This is a genomic window from Vibrio pelagius, assembly GCF_024347575.1.
GTDB classification, from domain to species: domain Bacteria; phylum Pseudomonadota; class Gammaproteobacteria; order Enterobacterales; family Vibrionaceae; genus Vibrio; species Vibrio pelagius.
In genome coordinates this window covers 481,045-497,660 of record NZ_AP025503.1, presented here as the reverse complement: position 1 = coordinate 497,660, position 16,616 = coordinate 481,045, and the positions used below count along the sequence as shown (strand labels likewise).

The 16,616-nt window shown below is 46.1% G+C and carries 16 protein-coding genes; 6 read left to right on the top strand and 10 right to left on the bottom strand.

Annotated elements, in window-relative coordinates; all coding sequences use genetic code 11:
* The 3 genes from vsple_RS02240 to vsple_RS02230 all read left to right on the top strand — a co-directional run bounded on the left by vsple_RS02240 (position 1) and on the right by vsple_RS02230 (position 2,560).
* Positions 1-591: a phosphoheptose isomerase gene (locus tag vsple_RS02240; protein WP_004729817.1), complete on the top strand. Its 591-nt coding sequence runs from the start codon at positions 1-3 to the stop codon at positions 589-591.
* Positions 592-601: 10 nt separating this feature from the next.
* Entirely contained in the window at positions 602-1,234 is a 633-nt protein-coding gene (locus vsple_RS02235) for a BON domain-containing protein (protein ID WP_261882558.1), read from the top strand.
* A 132-nt stretch (positions 1,235-1,366) separates the two neighbouring features.
* On the top strand, positions 1,367-2,560 hold the full coding sequence (locus vsple_RS02230) for an ISL3 family transposase (protein WP_261882557.1): 1,194 nt from the start codon (positions 1,367-1,369) through the stop codon (positions 2,558-2,560).
* A gap of 47 nt (positions 2,561-2,607) precedes the next feature.
* On the opposite strand, the gene sspB is transcribed toward vsple_RS02230, so the two are convergent.
* From sspB to zapE, 8 genes are all read right to left on the bottom strand, one after another.
* Positions 2,608-3,093 carry a ClpXP protease specificity-enhancing factor gene (sspB, locus tag vsple_RS02225; RefSeq protein ID WP_261883109.1) on the bottom strand — a complete coding sequence of 162 codons (486 nt, stop codon included), beginning with the start codon at positions 3,091-3,093 and terminating at the stop codon, positions 2,608-2,610.
* Between the two features lie 20 nt (positions 3,094-3,113).
* Positions 3,114-3,749, bottom strand: coding sequence for a stringent starvation protein SspA (gene sspA / locus vsple_RS02220; RefSeq protein ID WP_032553106.1), 636 nt, complete (start codon positions 3,747-3,749; stop codon positions 3,114-3,116).
* Positions 3,750-3,845: 96 nt separating this feature from the next.
* Positions 3,846-4,583 (bottom strand): cytochrome c1, encoded by a 738-nt coding sequence (locus vsple_RS02215; RefSeq protein WP_255231482.1) that lies wholly within the window; start codon positions 4,581-4,583, stop codon positions 3,846-3,848.
* On the bottom strand, positions 4,580-5,845 hold the full coding sequence (locus vsple_RS02210) for a cytochrome b (RefSeq protein WP_032553104.1): 1,266 nt from the start codon (positions 5,843-5,845) through the stop codon (positions 4,580-4,582). Before vsple_RS02210 ends, vsple_RS02215 begins: the two co-directional genes overlap by 4 nt.
* Positions 5,845-6,435 (bottom strand): ubiquinol-cytochrome c reductase iron-sulfur subunit, encoded by a 591-nt coding sequence (gene petA, locus vsple_RS02205; RefSeq protein WP_032553103.1) that lies wholly within the window; start codon positions 6,433-6,435, stop codon positions 5,845-5,847. The genes vsple_RS02210 and petA overlap by 1 nt, the downstream gene beginning before the upstream one ends.
* A gap of 331 nt (positions 6,436-6,766) precedes the next feature.
* Positions 6,767-7,159: a 30S ribosomal protein S9 gene (gene rpsI, locus vsple_RS02200; RefSeq protein WP_004740758.1), complete on the bottom strand. Its 393-nt coding sequence runs from the start codon at positions 7,157-7,159 to the stop codon at positions 6,767-6,769.
* A 15-nt stretch (positions 7,160-7,174) separates the two neighbouring features.
* Entirely contained in the window at positions 7,175-7,603 is a 429-nt protein-coding gene (gene rplM / locus vsple_RS02195) for a 50S ribosomal protein L13 (protein ID WP_032553102.1), read from the bottom strand.
* A 246-nt stretch (positions 7,604-7,849) separates the two neighbouring features.
* Positions 7,850-8,953, bottom strand: a complete 1,104-nt coding sequence (gene zapE / locus vsple_RS02190; RefSeq protein ID WP_261882556.1) for a cell division protein ZapE — start codon at positions 8,951-8,953, stop codon at positions 7,850-7,852.
* A 219-nt stretch (positions 8,954-9,172) separates the two neighbouring features.
* Between zapE and zapG the strand changes: the two genes are divergently transcribed.
* The 3 genes from zapG (at position 9,173) to degS (ending at position 12,329) form a co-directional block, all read left to right on the top strand.
* Positions 9,173-9,628, top strand: coding sequence for a Z-ring associated protein ZapG (gene zapG, locus vsple_RS02185; protein WP_255231484.1), 456 nt, complete (start codon positions 9,173-9,175; stop codon positions 9,626-9,628).
* A gap of 123 nt (positions 9,629-9,751) precedes the next feature.
* On the top strand, positions 9,752-11,107 hold the full coding sequence (locus vsple_RS02180) for a Do family serine endopeptidase (protein WP_255231772.1): 1,356 nt from the start codon (positions 9,752-9,754) through the stop codon (positions 11,105-11,107).
* 160 nt (positions 11,108-11,267) lie between these two features.
* Entirely contained in the window at positions 11,268-12,329 is a 1,062-nt protein-coding gene (degS, locus tag vsple_RS02175; RefSeq protein ID WP_261882555.1) for an outer membrane-stress sensor serine endopeptidase DegS, read from the top strand.
* A gap of 97 nt (positions 12,330-12,426) precedes the next feature.
* On the opposite strand, the gene parC is transcribed toward degS, so the two are convergent.
* Together parC and parE are read right to left on the bottom strand one after the other, a co-directional pair.
* Positions 12,427-14,679: a DNA topoisomerase IV subunit A gene (gene parC, locus vsple_RS02170; RefSeq protein WP_261882554.1), complete on the bottom strand. Its 2,253-nt coding sequence runs from the start codon at positions 14,677-14,679 to the stop codon at positions 12,427-12,429.
* A 3-nt stretch (positions 14,680-14,682) separates the two neighbouring features.
* The gene (gene parE, locus vsple_RS02165) at positions 14,683-16,563 is read right to left on the bottom strand and encodes a DNA topoisomerase IV subunit B (protein ID WP_032553096.1); all 1,881 of its coding nucleotides are present in this window, start codon (positions 16,561-16,563) and stop codon (positions 14,683-14,685) included.
* Positions 16,564-16,616: the final 53 nt, after the last annotated feature.

Here is a 16,616-nt window from a genome sequence, read left to right as displayed (position 1 = left end):
ATGCTAGATAGCATCAAAGAAAGTTTTACAGAAAGTATTCAGATCCAAATCGCGGCAGCAGAAGCCCTGCCAGATGCTATTACCCACGCTGCGCAAGCCATGGTTGCAACCTTGCTCAACGGCAATAAGATTTTATGTTGTGGTAACGGTGGCTCAGCTTCGAACGCACAGCAGTTTGTCTCTTGCCTACTTAACCGCTTTGAAACTGAGCGCCCTAGCCTGCCAGCAATGGCGCTAACCGCCGACAATACTACGCTAACGGCAGTTGCGAACGACTACCACTACGAAGAGATCTTCTCGAAACAGGTGCGTGCTTTTGGTCAAACTGGCGATATCCTTCTTGCTATCTCGACCAGTGGTAATAGCAAAAACATCATCAAAGCAATGGAAGCGGCAGTAACCCGTGACATGACCATCATCGCTTTTACTGGCAAGGACGGTGGTGAGATGGCAGGTCTTCTAGGCGAACACGATGTAGAGATTCGAATCCCATCGCACCGCACCGCTCGTATCCATGAAGTTCATATGGTCACACTGCATTGCCTATGCGATCTGATTGACCAAGTTCTATTCCCAGCTCACGAGGAGTAATTGGAGTAACATGAAGTTTTCTATTGTTAAGTTGCTTAGCGTTTCACTGCTGACGCTATCATTGTCTGGATGTGCGGGACTATTCATTGCCGGCGCTGCGACGACAGCAAACCTAGTTACCGACACTCGCACCACCAAAGAGATTTGGAATGACAACAATATCGAGTTCGAAGTTGCAGCCATCACTAACAAGGCTCCATATCGCGGTAACGTTCGAATCACTGCCAGTTCTTACCGTGGAACAGTGGTGCTGATGGGACAAGCCTCAACGGAGGCAGAGCGCCGCTCATTTGAAAGCGAAGCGAGAAAAGTAGCTGGCGTGAACACTGTCCACAACCAAGTACGCGTTAAACCACCATTGAGCGTGAGTGAGATCAGCAAAGACAGCTGGATAACTACCAAGGTAAAATCGGCTCTATTAGCCAATGCCGAGCTAAATGGCATCAAGGTTAAAGTTATCACCGAAGATAGTGAAGTGTTCCTATTGGGTCTTGTGACTCGTGAGCATGCTGATATTGCAACCGATGTGGCTCGTAATATCTCAGGGGTCAAACAAGTCATTCGCGCATTCGAATATGGTGATGAGGCAACGGTGAAGGCTGAAGCGGCGGCGGAAACTGAAGCAGAAACTGTCGTTAACTAACTTCATCCAACCCAATAAAAATCGAGTTATAAAAAAAGGTTCATCGCGGATTAGCGGGAACTTAAAACAAAAACGGTAGTAAGTGATATGGTTTAGTCGCCAAACAAAAATCATACACAAACTACCGTTTCCATGCCGAATCATACTTTCCTATCTTCATTCTGGGAAGGCTTTCAAATAGTAAAGTCTCACCAGACAGCAACACTTATTACCCTTACTCTTAAACCTAACTCTGAAGCTAAATGCCTCTGTGGTCTTGAAGCCGAAGCTATCCATGAGTATCAATGGCGTCATGTAAAGGATGCCATGTTACTCGATGTTCCAGTTGAACTTTCCGTTCAAACTCGAAGGATTAAGTGTCGCGACTGCGGCATAAAAACAGAGTCTCTATCTTGGTTAGAGCCTTATGCTCGCATAACGAAGCGCCTAAAAAGCTATATAGAACAACTATTACCTCTTCTCCCTATTAAGCATATCTCCCAGTTAACGAGCGTTCATTGGCACACAATTAAAGAGATAGATAAACGCCGGCTTAGACAAGTTGTACCGTCAATAAAATGGGAAGACCTAAGGCAACTCGTCATGGACGAGTTCGCCATCTTTAAAGGACATCGATATGCCACGGTCATCGCTGATGCTAAGACTCACCAAGTCATTTGGATAGGATTAGGTCGTAGCCGCAAAGACATACGACCGTTCTTCGAGCAATTAGGCGAGCATGGGATAAATATCGAAGCCGTCGCGATGGACATGAATACGGCTTTCGATCTTGAAGTTCAAGCACACTGTCCGAACGCAAAAATCGTTTACGACTTATTCCATGTTGTCGCTAAGTTCGGTCGCGAGGTGATGGATAGAGTTAGAGTCGACCAAGCCAACAAACTTAAGCAAGACAAAAAAGCGAGGCAATGGGTGAAGCGTTCACGCTGGGTACTGCTGAAAAATAGAGGCAACTTAAATACACGCCAAGAAAGCTATCTTACTGAAATATTGAATATCAATAAGGACTTAATGACCACTTATATACTCGGAGCTCAACTCAAAGAGCTTTGGTATTGTGAATCAGAAGGGCGCGCTAAGGAGCTCTGGGACGCGTGGTGGGAACAAGTGCAAGAGAGTGGGATTAAGCCATTAAAAGAGTTCGCACGAAAACTCAGACCATATCTTCACGGGGTTATCGCATCGGCAAGTTATCCGTTAAATACCTGCACGCTTGAAGGGATAAACAACAAGATAAAGCTAATCAAGCGAATGGGGTATGGTTATCGAGATACTGACTACTTCTTCTTGAAGATAAAAGCGGCTTTCCCCGGAAAGCCGCGATGAACCTAAAAAAAGCAGCGAATCAGCGCTGCTTTTTTAATGTCATTCGGTTACTTGATAACTCGAAGGCTTGGTCGGCCTTTCGTTGGGCGTGGTGGTTCAGGCTCAGGGTCCGAATCTTCCGCATCAACGTCAACTTCTGTCGTTGCAACACTTAATGAAGGACCTTGTTCCGGAGCTTCAAATGGCCCCTCTTCAATTCCTTCTTCAAGCACATCCATGTAAGCCTCTTCAGGCTCGAACATAGTACCAGCGCCATTTTCGCGAGCGTAGATAGCTTGAACAGCATAAAGCGGTACGATCACTGAGTGAGGACGTCCACTGAAGCGGGCACTGAATGTCACCGCTTCGTTGCCAAGCTCAAGGTTGCCTACCGCACGAGGAGCAATATTCAGGATGATCTGACCATCTTGAATAAACTCTTCTGGTACACGAACACCCGGCAATGTTGCTTCAACAACAAGGTGTGGTGTCAGTTCGTTATCAACCAGCCAATCATAGAATGCACGCAGCATATATGGACGGCGTGGCGTCATCGTTGAGATATCCATAACGATTAACGAGCCAGTCGCATCTCGCGCTCAGCTTCTGTTAGCGAAGCTAGGAATGAATCACGCTCAAATACACGGTTCATGTAAACTTTAAGTTCTTTAGAACCTGGGCCAATTAGCTCGATACCTAGCTCAGGAAGACGCCATAGTAGCGGAGCAAGGTAACAATCGATTAAGCTGAATTCTTCGCTCATGAAGTATTCGTACTCTGCGAAGATAGGAGCCAGTGTTAGTAAGTCATTGCGCAGTTTAGTACGTGCCGCTTCAGACTCTTCTGCATTGCCTTTTACAATCTTCTCAGCAACTGAGTACCAGTTACGTTCGATACGGTACATCATTAGACGGCTGTTACCACGAGCAACAGGGTAAACAGGCATCAATGGTGGATGAGGGAAACGCTCATCTAGGTATTCCATGATGATTTTTGAGTCGTATAGAGCCAACTCGCGATCAACTAGAGTGGGTACTGATTTGTACGGGTTCAGTTCAACAAGTTCTGCTGGAAGATTATTTTCATCAACCAACTCAACTTCAACACTTACGCCTTTTTCAGCAAGAACAATGCGCACCTGATGGCTATACATATCAGAAGCACTTGAGAAAAGAGTCATCACAGAACGTTTATTGGCAGCTACAGCCATGGAGCCCTCCAGTACACTTTAAATAAAAACAATGGAGGCCTAAGCCTCCATTGTACATTAACATAATTTAGGAATTAGCGTGGTATTATAGCACAATTAGTGCACATCACGCCAATACTCTTTCTTCAGTAGAACCACAACGATAGTGAACAATACTAAGAAAGCCATTACCCACCAACCTAGAGCGTGACGCTCAAGTTGAACTGGGTCGCCAGAGTAAACTAGGAAGTTAACCAAATCACGTACAGCTTCGTCGTACTCACCTGCGCTTAGCTCACCAGAACCGTCAGTTTCAGTACCTACAACGACTTCTACCTCTTCACCATCTACGATATGAGTTTCGTAGATTGGTGTTGGGATGCCTTGTAGCTCTTCAAGCACATGTGGCATACCAACACTTGGGAAAACAATGTTGTTTACGCCAAATGGACGAGATGGGTCTTCGTAGAAAGTACGAAGGTAAGTGTATAGCCAGTCTGCGCCGCGAACACGAGCAACTAGAGTTAGGTCCGGCGGCGGAGCACCGAACCAGTTTGCCGCTTGTTTCGCAGGCATTGCGTTAACCATCAGATCACCAATCTTCGCTTCAGGGTTGAAGACTAGGTTCTCTTTCATCAGATCCACTGGGATCTCAAGGTCGTTAGCAACTCGCTCGTAACGCTGGTATTGCGTAGAGTGACAGCCAAAACAGTAGTTCATGAACAGCTTAGCACCGTTTTGCAGTGAAGCTTGGTCCGTTAAGTCATTGTTCGCTTTGTCTAGCGGAACATTTGCGCCCGCTGCCATAGCTAATGACGGCAACATAGCAAATAAAATTACAATCCATTTTTTCATTTGAATGTCACCCTTTCTGGTAGTGGTTTCGTCGCTTCATTCTTACTGTAGAACCACAGCAGTACGAAGAACATGAAGTAACCTAAGCTAAATACTTGTGCGAGTATTGTGTACGTTGGTGTTGCTGGAAGCGCACCAAGAATACCAAGCGCAATAAAGCTTATTGTGAATTGGATGATGTTAATCAAATGCAGTTTGCTACGGTAACGGTACGAACGTACTTTACAACGGTCGAACCATGGTAGTAGGAATAGCACAACAATCGATGCGCCCATTGCTACAACACCTAGCAGCTTATCAGGAACCGCACGTAGGATTGCGTAGAACGGTGTGAAGTACCATACCGGAGCGATGTGCTCAGGAGTCTTCAGCGGGTTCGCAGCTTCAAAGTTAGGCGGCTCAAGGAAGAATCCACCCATTTCTGGGTTGAAGAACAGCACGTAACAGAAGAAGAACAAGAAGCCAGCAACACCAACCATATCTTTCACCGTCCCGTATGGGTGGAAAGGAATAGAGTCAATGATGTCGTATTTCTTAGTGTAATCCTTGTGGAATGGGAACTGAGTTTTGTAGTCGTCGCCCATTGTGCCTTTAGGAAGCTTAGTCTCGATACCGTCTGGGTTGTTCGAACCTACTTCGTGCAGTGCTAGAACGTGAAGAACGATAAGCAGCAGAAGTACGATTGGCAGAGCAATAACGTGTAGCGCGAAGAAACGGTTTAGCGTTGCACCAGAGATGATGTAGTCACCACGGATCCAAAGCGTTAGGTCATCACCGATAACAGGAATCGCACCAAACAGAGAAATGATTACCTGAGCACCCCAGTATGACATTTGACCCCATGGTAGTAGGTAACCCATGAAGGCTTCAGCCATTAGCACTAGGAAGATCAACATACCGAAGATCCAAAGTAGCTCACGAGGCTTTTGGTAAGAACCGTAAATCAGACCACGGAACATATGCAGGTAAACAACAACGAAGAAAGCAGATGCGCCCGTTGAGTGCATATAACGCAGTAGCCATCCGTATTCCACATCACGCATGATGTATTCAACAGATGCGAACGCACCTTCACCAGATGGTACGTAGTTCATTGTTAGCCAAATGCCGGTAAGAATTTGGTTAACCAACACTAACATTGCTAAAGAACCAAAAAGGTACCAAAAGTTAAAGTTCTTAGGCATTGGGTATTCAGATAAGTGCTTTTTATAAGCATTCATCGCGGGTATACGTTTCTCTACCCAATCTAGTAGTCCTTGCATTATGCATCTCCCTCGTCAATACCGATCAGGATCTTGGTGTCACTTAAATACATATGCTTTGGCACAACAAGGTTTAGCGGTGCAGGTACGCCTTGGAATACTCGACCAGCCATATCAAATTTCGAACCATGACATGGACAGAAGAAACCAGACTTAACACCTTGTACTTGTTCTGCGAAAGAATCAGGTAGGTAAGTTGGAGAACAACCTAGGTGAGTACAGAAACCAACCGCAACAAAGAATTCCGGCTTAATGGAACGGAACTCATTTTGAGCGTATTCAGGTTGTTGCTCTGCTTCCGATTGAGGATCTCGAAGTTGACCACCAATGGTTTTCAAGTTTTCTAGTACCGACTCAGCACGGCGTACAACCCATACAGGTTTACCTTGCCACTCGACACGAACCATCTGGCCAGCTTCTAATTTACTGACTTCCACTTCCACCGGCGCGCCCGCAGCTTTCGCTTTGGCACTCGGATTCCATGATTTAATAAAAGGCACGGCTACAGCAGCAGCCCCTAAACCACCAACAACGGCTGTTGTTGCGGTTAGGAAACGCCTGCGACCGTTATTTAAAGGCGCGTTGCTCATCCAAACATTCTCCCATTTGCTCCTTTTGGATTGAAATTATTCCGCTTAAAGAGCATGGCTAACAAAATACGTATTTAGTTCTATTTATTGACGGCAAATGATAAATAAAACCCTACTTTTTGACAAGATAAAGCTACCTTTTTGTAACAATCATGAGGCAAAGCGCACATTGGGTTACAAAAGCTATCAAAATATAAGAAATTGGAAATAAAACGAGGGGGGAAAAGCATTTAGCGGGGAGTAGAAAAACAAAAAGCCCGGCATATAGCCGAGCTTTGAACCACAATTCCAGTAATAAAACTGGGAGCGTGTATTTTCCGGTAAAGGAAAATTAACGCTTAGAGAATTGAGGTTTACGACGTGCTTTACGTAGACCAACTTTCTTACGTTCAACGCAACGAGCGTCACGAGTAACGTAGCCAGCTGCACGTAGAGCAGGACGTAGAGTTTCATCGTACTCCATAAGAGCGCGAGTGATACCGTGGCGGATTGCGCCAGCTTGACCAGAGATACCACCACCAGAAACAGTGATGTATAGGTCAAGTTTCTCAGTTAGTTCAACTAGCTCAAGAGGTTGCTTAACAACCATGCGAGAAGTTGGACGACCGAAGTAAACATCAAGGCTACGCTTGTTGATTACGATCTCACCAGAACCTGGTTTGATGAAAACACGAGCTGCTGAGCTTTTGCGACGACCAGTGCCGTAGTATTGATTCTCTGCCATTTTCATAATCCCCAATTAGATGTCTAGTACTTGTGGTTGTTGAGCAACATGGTTGTGCTCAGCACCAGCGTATACTTTTAGCTTACGGTACATAGCGCGGCCTAGAGGACCACGTGGTAGCATACCTTTAACAGCTAGTTCAAGAGCCATCTCTGGCTTACGGTCGATCAGCTTTTCAAAAGTGATAGACTTAAGACCACCAGGGAACTCAGAGTGACGGTAGTAAACCTTACCCTTAGCCTTGTTACCAGTTACAGTAACTTTCTCAGCGTTAACAACGATGATGTAATCACCAGTGTCTACGTGAGGAGTGTATTCAGCTTTGTGCTTACCGCGTAGGCGAGAAGCGATTTCACTTGCAAGACGACCTAGAGTTTTACCTTCAGCGTCTACAACGTACCAGTCGCGTTTTACAGTTTCTGGTTTAGCAACGAAAGTTTTCATGCTAATAATTACCTATTAAAAAAATTTACACTTAAGGAATACTGAGTATTCCCACTGTCTAAGAGTCACCATTCATCACCCCTTCGAGTGTTGGAAAACTCTTGGCATAACGTGATTTAACTCATCGTTAGAGGCCCGCAGTAACGGTAGGTCGCAGGATTATAGAGAAGAGCGAAGAAAAAATCACCTCTTTTTGAACAAAATCACGATTTTTTTCTTCCATTTTCTTAATAAAGAATCCCCAGCCTAACTTAGGTGCTCTTTTGCTAGATAATCATGGCTCTGCATTTCAATTAAGCGTGACTGACAGCGTTTAAATTCAAACTCTAACTGACCATGAGTGTAGAGTTCTTCTAGCGCAACGTCGGCAGAAATAATCAGCTTTACATTGCGTTCGTAAAACTCGTCCACTAAGGCAATAAAGCGTCTTGCTGCGTCGTCAGACGTCGCGTTCATCTGTTTCACTTCAGCCAGTAACACCGTGTGATAGATCTTAGACAGCTCAATATAGTCATTCTGGCTGCGTGCCGATTTACAAAGCTGCGCAAAAGTACCATGCAAAACACCATCACTCGCTTCTACCACATCCAATTTACGATGATTAACTTCAATCTGAGTTAATACCTCTTTACCTTCACCGACTAGTTGTTGGTAATAGGTGCGCAAATTGATATCCGCTTGTGCATCCAATGGGTAGTGATAAATTTCCGCTTGTTCCAACGTACGTAGTCGGTAGTCGACGCCGCTGTCTACATTCAAGATTCGACAGTTTTCTTGGATCAGCTTAATCGCGGGTAAAAAGCGTGCACGCTGTAGGCCATTTCGATAGAGGTCTTCAGGTGGAATGTTAGATGTCGCCACCAAGATAACGTTGCGAGCAAAGAGCTCTTGGAACAGTGTCCCCAAGATCATCGCATCGGTGATGTCGGAGACAAAGAACTCATCAAAACAGATAATGTCCGCTTCTTGCTTAAACTTATCGGCCACCAACGGCAACGGGTCACTCACCTCCCCCAACGCCTTAAGTTCGTCATGCACTCGGTACATAAAACGGTGAAAGTGGACACGCATTTTGCGTGAGGTTGGCAGTGCATCGCAGAAAGTGTCCATAAGGTAAGTCTTACCTCGCCCGACGCCTCCCCAGAAATAGAGCCCTTTGGGTGGTGTCGGTCGTTGTAGCTTTTTACCCATTAACTTTTGAAAACGCGTCAGCTGTGGCACTGGTGCATTTTGGTATTCTTGGAATTGGTGGAACAATTGATCTAGCGCCTGTACGGCTTGCTCTTGGGCTGGATCTCTTTGAAATCCATGTTCTTTTATATCTTGTTCGTATTTTTTAATGGGATTCATGACGACATTTCCACAATGAAATCGATATCAACCAGAGAAGGAAAAAAGGCTTCAACAGTACAATAGGCGGGGGCTCAGCGCTGTATGTGCAGCTCTAAACTGATAGCTAGCGCACACGCATTTCTCTTTATACTGCTGCGTTCTCATAGTACCATGAAGCTGCATTATGTGTAACTAAGCAGTAACAAACATGTTAAAAAACAACAATAAGGAGCTGTTATGCCTTGGATGTACGCCGTTGGCGGTTTACTAATCGGACTTATCTTAGGGGTTGCTATTTCTCGCCTCACGACTCCTGAGTACAAGAAGCAAAAGAATGTTCAAAAAGAATTAGACACAGCAAAGTTTGCACTAGAGCAGCAACGCCAAGAGCTTGCCGATCACTTTGCTAAAACAGCTGAAATGTTAGATACCTTAGGTAAAGACTACACCAAGCTGTATCAACATATGGAAAAGACCAGCACTGAGTTAATCCCCAACTTACCAGAACAGGATAACCCATTTGTGAAAACGGCGGCTGCGCACTCTGGTAAGTCATCCGATAAATCAGATAGCACAGTAACAGCCATAGATGAACAACCAAAAGATTACGCCAATGGCGCAACAGGTTTGTTCAGTGATGAAAAGAAAGAGGTCATTGAAGCACCTGAGGTTGTAACAGCGAAAGCTTCTTAAACATCTAAATTCAATGAACTTTACAAAGGTTTTTGAGTCATAATCTTCAATTGTGTTGTATAACATTAGGCAATCGTCCAACTTTATGTGTGTTATAAGGCATTAACTAATGAGGAGTTTATGATGAAAAAACCTTTGCTTGCTTTATCGGTACTGACTTTAAGCTTAAGTTCCATCATCACACCGATTCAGGCAACTGCGGCACTACCATTAAGTGTCGATAACCAACAACTACCTAGCCTTGCGCCAATGCTTGAGAAAGTTACCCCCGCGGTCGTCAGCATTGCAGTGGAAGGTAAACAAGTTCAACGTCAACGCATCCCAGAACAGTTCCAATTCTTCTTTGGCCCAGAGCAAGCACAAGAGCGCCCATTCCGAGGGTTAGGCTCTGGTGTCATCATCGACGCCAAGAAAGGGCATATCGTTACCAACTATCACGTTATCAATAACGCAGACGAGATCCGCGTAAAACTGCATGACGGACGTGAATACGATGCTGAGTTGATTGGCGGTGACGAAATGTCTGATATTGCCCTACTCAAACTCGAAAAAGTCAAAGACCTAACTGAGATCCGTTTTGCTGACTCAGACCAGCTTCGTGTTGGTGACTTCAGTGTTGCTATCGGTAATCCATTTGGTTTAGGTCAGACAGTGACATCCGGTATCGTCTCAGCACTCGGTCGAAGTGGCCTTAATCTCGAAAATTTTGAAAACTTCATCCAAACCGATGCGGCTATTAACAGCGGTAACTCAGGCGGCGCATTGGTCAACCTCAATGGCGAGCTGATCGGTATCAACACAGCAATCCTTGGCCCTAATGGTGGCAACGTCGGTATCGGCTTTGCAATCCCATCTAATATGATGCGTAACCTAACCAACCAAATCTTAGAGTTTGGTGAGGTGAAACGCGGCATGCTTGGTGTTCAAGGTGGCGAAATCACTTCAGAATTAGCGGAGGCACTGGGTTACGAGTCAAGTAAAGGGGCATTTGTAAGTCAAGTGGTTCCAGACAGCGCCGCAGATAAAGCTGGCTTACAAGCTGGCGACATCATCGTGGCCATCAATGGTAAGCGCATTGATACCTTTAGCGAACTAAGAGCTAAAGTCGCCACTCTCGGTGCAGGCAAAGAGATTGAGCTAGGCGTTGTTCGTGATGGTAAAAATAAAACTTTCGACGTCACACTTGGTGAATCAACCAATAGTAAAACTCAAGCAGAAAAACTGCATGAAGGCTTAACGGGTGCAGAACTGACTAACACCAATGATAGTGACCCAGTAAAAGGCGTTAAAGTATCAAGTGTAGCCAAAGGCTCACCTGCTGAAGCATATCAACTTAAGCCAGACGACATCATTATCGGTGTGAACCGTCAAACAGTTAGGAACTTAGCACAGTTCAGATCAATCGTTGAGAAGAACCCAGGCGTATTGGCGCTCAATATCCAACGCGGTCCAAGAACCATTTACCTAGTGATTCGTTAACAATTAATCACTATTATTGAGGGCAGGTTGAACAAGTTCGTATAGAACTTAATCAGCCTGCCCTTTTATTTAGATGAATCAAAATGCTATGCTTCACAAGTAACTCAAACTGGTCACCCATGTGTGGAGGCTTTATACCTTACCTGCCGAAGAGGGAAACATGCTGTCCTTTCTATTTCGTTCAATTTCCCTTGGATTAGTATCAGCACTGATTATTCTTGTCGCTTTCCCACAGCTTAGACCCAACTTTGTCACTGAAGCGGCGAGTAAGCAGGTAAGCAATATCGGTTCACTGCAACTGTCATTCAATGATGCAGTTCGACGCGCAGCGCCTGCGGTCGTCAATATCTATAGCCGAAAATACGATGAATCCGATCGTAATAAACTGCTCACTCAGGGTTTAGGCTCTGGCGTTATTGTCAGTGAGAAAGGTTACATCATTACCAACTACCACGTGGTTGCTCAAGCAGACCAAGTTGTCGTCGCCCTGCAAGATGGTCGCGCTGCTGCTGCACAGTTAGTGGGTTCAGATAAAAGAACTGATATCGCCATACTACAAGTCAGCGGCGACAACCTTCCTGTGATTCCTTTAAACCCAAATTACGAAGCTAATGTCGGCGACATCGTACTCGCGATAGGAAACCCATATAACCTTGGCCAGACGACGACATTTGGCATCATCTCCGCAACTGGCCGTTCGTCGATCAGTGCTGACCGCCATCAAGCCTTCATTCAAACAGATGCAGCGATCAACGAGGGTAACTCAGGTGGTGCACTCGTCAACTCGCAAGGTGAACTGGTCGGTATTAACACCGCTTCTTTCCAACAAGCGACTGACATGGAAACCTACGGCATCTCATTTGCTATCCCTTATGGATTGGCGAACAAGATCATGCAGAAGATCATTGCCGATGGTCGCGTGATTCGTGGCTATATCGGTATCGATGGACAAGACATCAACTCGGTGACTTCTCGTTTATTAGGCAACAAAAACATTGGTGGCATTGTGGTGCTCGGGATCGATCCTACAGGCCCCGCTGCTGATGCAGGATTCGAGGTTCAAGATATCATCATCAGTATCGATAACACCAAGATCAATGGACGCCAAAGTGTTATGGATATCGTTACCGACCTAAGACCTGGCACAGTGGTCGATGTGGGCATACTTCGCCAAGGTGAGAATAAAACCCTTAAGGTCACAATTGCAGAAGACAAGCGCTAGTTAAATTAGACTACTCTACGACTAACACTCAGTAGATTGCAAACAACAAAAACCCAGCTCAAGGCTGGGTTTTTATTATCTATAAAGCTGTTTAAGATTACTCGTCACTCTCAATGTCGATACGAGTCACGCGCTGCAGACCTCTTGGCAGTAGACCACCACGACGGCCACGCTCACCGCGGAAGTTATCCAGATCAGCCGGCTTCAAGCCAAGCTTACGCTTACCCGCATACAGCGTCAGCGTTGTCCCTTGAGGGATAGCCATTAGGTGTGAAACAAACTCTTCACGCTCTTTGGCTTTCGCTGATGGGATATTGATGATCTTGTTACCCTTACCTTTACTCAATTGAGGCAGGTCTTTAATTGGGAACAGCAACATACGACCTTGGTTAGTAATCGCCAAAATCTCGTTGGTCTCTAGATCTTCAATCGGACTTGGTAGCATGACTTCAGATGCTTGAGGCAAGTTCACCAGAGCCTTACCGCTCTTGTTCTTCGACAACAGGTCACTGCCTTTACATACGAAGCCGTAACCGGCATCAGAGCCCACCAGCCATAGCTGATCATCATCACCCATCACGACTTGGCGGATCGAGCTGCCCGCATTGATATTCAAGCGGCCAGTAATCGGCTCACCTTGGCTACGCGCCGAAGGCAGAGAGTGAGACTCAAGTGAGTAGCTGCGACCATCACTGCCGAGGAATACGGCTTGTTGGTTACTCTTACCACGCGCACTCGCAAGGTATTTGTCACCGGACTTGTAGTTCAAGCCTTCTGGGTCCACGTCATGCCCTTTCGCATGGCGAATCCAACCTTTCTCAGAAAGTACCACAGTGATTGGCTCACTCGGTACAAGGTCGCGCTCTGTCAGCGCTTTCGCTTCTGCACGCTCAACCAGTGGAGAACGACGATCATCACCGTACTTATCTGCATCCGCTTGAATCTCTTTCTTAATCAGAGTGTTCAAACGACGCTCAGAGCCGAGTAGCTTCTCTAGTTTTTCACGCTCTTTCTCTAGCTCATCTTGCTCGCCACGGATCTTCATCTCTTCCAGCTTAGCAAGATGGCGAAGTTTGGTATCTAGGATTGCGTCTGCTTGAATCTCTGTGATACCAAAGCGCTCCATAAGCACTGCTTTAGGATCGTCTTCAGTTCGGATGATCTCAATCACTTCATCAAGGTTGAGATAAGCAACCAAAAGACCTTCTAAGATGTGTAAGCGCGCTAGCACTTTATCAAGACGGTGCTGTAGACGACGACGTACTGTTGTACGACGGAACTCAATCCACTCTTTTAAGATCTGAACAAGACCTTTCACTTGAGGACGGTTATCTAGACCAATCATGTTCAAGTTAACACGGAAGTTCTTCTCAAGATCTGTCGAAGCGAACAGGTGACTCATCAACTGATCACAGTCGATACGGTTCGAGCGAGGAACCACAACGATACGCGTTGGGTTCTCGTGATCGGATTCATCACGCAGATCATCAACCATTGGTAGCTTCTTAGCACGCATCTGGTTAGCGATTTGCTCTAGGAGCTTAGCGCCGGATACTTGGTGAGGCAGAGCAGTGATAACAATATCAGAGCCCTCTTTGTGCCAAACCGCGCGCATCTTGATGCTGCCACGACCCGTTTTGTAGATCTTCTCGATATCTGACTTCGGAGAGATGATCTCAGCTTCGGTTGGGTAGTCTGGACCTTTCACATGCTCCATCACTTCCGACAGTTCCGCTTTCGGGCTGTCGATAAGTTTAATGGTCGCATCGGCAATCTCACGCACGTTATGTGGCGGGATATCTGTTGCCATACCTACCGCGATACCAGTGATACCGTTAAGCAGAATATGAGGCAAGCGCGCAGGCAACATTTGCGGCTCTTTCATCGTGCCGTCAAAGTTTGGTTGCCATTCAACCGTACCTTGGCCTAACTCACCAAGCAGAACCTCAGCAAACTTAGACAATTTCGCTTCGGTATAACGCATCGCAGCGAATGATTTCGGGTCATCCGGAGCACCCCAGTTACCTTGACCATCGACCAATGGGTAGCGGTAAGAGAACGGTTGTGCCATCAATACCATGGCTTCGTAACACGCCGAGTCGCCGTGTGGGTGGTACTTACCCAGTACATCACCAACGGTACGCGCCGACTTCTTGTATTTAGACGCAGCTGATAAGCCAAGCTCAGACATCGCGTAGATAATACGACGCTGTACAGGCTTAAGACCGTCGCCAATGTAAGGCAATGCACGATCCATGATCACGTACATTGAGTAATTTAAATAGGCATCTTCGGTGAACTTGCGCATTGGCAATTGTTCAACGCCATCAAAAGTAATTTCGTTAGACATTCATTATACCTCGGCCAAATCACCGTTGTTTTGTAGCCATGAACGGCGATCATCAGCACGCTTCTTACCTAGCAGCATGTCCATCATTTCGTTGGTCGCTTCACTGTCATCAATCGTTAGCTGAACCAGACGACGAGTATTTGGATCCATAGTAGTTTCGCGTAACTGAAGTGGGTTCATCTCACCCAGACCTTTGAATCGTTGTACGTTGATCTTGGCTTTCTTCTTCGATAAGCGCTCTAGCACACCATCTTTCTCATCGTCATCAAGGGCATAGAACACCTCTTTGCCACAGTCGATACGATACAGAGGCGGCATAGCCACATAGATATGACCCGCTTCAACCAAAGAGCGGAAGTGACGAGTGAACAGGGCACACAGCAGAGTCGCAATGTGCAGACCATCCGAGTCCGCATCGGCAAGGATACAGATCTTACCGTAACGTAGGCCAGATAGGTCATCGTTGTCTGGGTCGATACCCAAAGCCACCGAGATATCGTGTACTTCTTGAGATGCAAGAACTTGGTCAGCAGATACTTCCCATGTGTTAAGAATCTTACCACGCAGTGGCATCACAGCTTGAAACTCACGGTCGCGAGCTTGTTTTGCTGAACCGCCCGCCGAGTCACCTTCCACAAAGAAAATTTCAGTGCGGTTTAAGTCTTGAACTGAACAATCTGTCAATTTACCTGGTAGTGCTGGGCCTGATGCTACCTTCTTACGTACCACCTTCTTGCTGGCACGCATACGACGGTGCGCATTGGCAATACAGGTTTCCGCTAGCTGTTCAGCCAGTTGCGGTTTTTCATTCAACCACAAGCTGAATGCATCTTTCACAACGCCAGATACGAACGCAGCGGTTTGACGAGAAGAGAGACGCTCTTTGGTTTGACCTGCAAACTGAGGGTCCTGCATCTTCACCGATAACACGTATGAACAGCGATCGAAGATGTCATCACCGGTTAGCTTAACACCACGCGGCAACAAGTTGCGGAATTCACAGAACTCACGCATCGCATCCAATAAACCTTGGCGCAGACCATTTACGTGAGTACCACCTTGCTTGGTCGGTACTAGGTTCACGTAACTCTCAGTGATCATCTCACCGCCTTCTGGCTGCCAGATCACCGCCCAGTTTGCCATTTCAGTTTCAGCTGTGAACTCACCGATGTACGGCTCTTCAGGTAGTAGGGTGTAGCCCTTCACGCCCTCTGCAAGGTAGTCTTTTAGACCATCTTCGTAGAACCATTTATGTTCTTCGTTATTCACCTTATCGCTAAAAGTGATCTCGAGTCCTGGACATAGAACAGCTTTCGCGCGCAGGTTATTTACCAAGCGCAGCACAGAAAATTTAGAGCTATCGAAGTACTTAGCATCCGGCCAGAAATGTACTGATGTACCGCTGTTACGCAGGCCACATGAGCCAGTAACAGTTAGGTCGGTGACAGCAACGCCGTTTTCAAATGCAATTTCATGAACTTGACCGTCACGACGAACAGTAACTTCAACGCGCTTTGAGAGTGCGTTCACCACCGAGATACCTACACCGTGTAGGCCACCTGAGAACTTGTAGTTATTGTTTGAGAACTTACCACCTGAGTGGAGCTTAGTTAAGATCAGCTCAACACCTGAGATGCCTTTCTCTGGGTGAATATCGACAGGCATACCACGACCATCATCCACCACTTCTAAAGATTGATCAGCATGCAAGACCACTTTGATCTTCTTCGCATGGCCAGCCAATGCTTCATCCACAGAGTTATCGATAACTTCTTGGGCTAAGTGGTTTGGCCTTTCAGTCTCTGTATACATCCCCGGACGGTGTCGAACCGGGTCGAGACCTTCAAGAACCTCGAGGTCTTTTGCATTATATTGTTCAGTCATAATACGGAGTTTACTCAAAAAATTTACGTCTGTTCGCTGGGCTCTAATTCGAT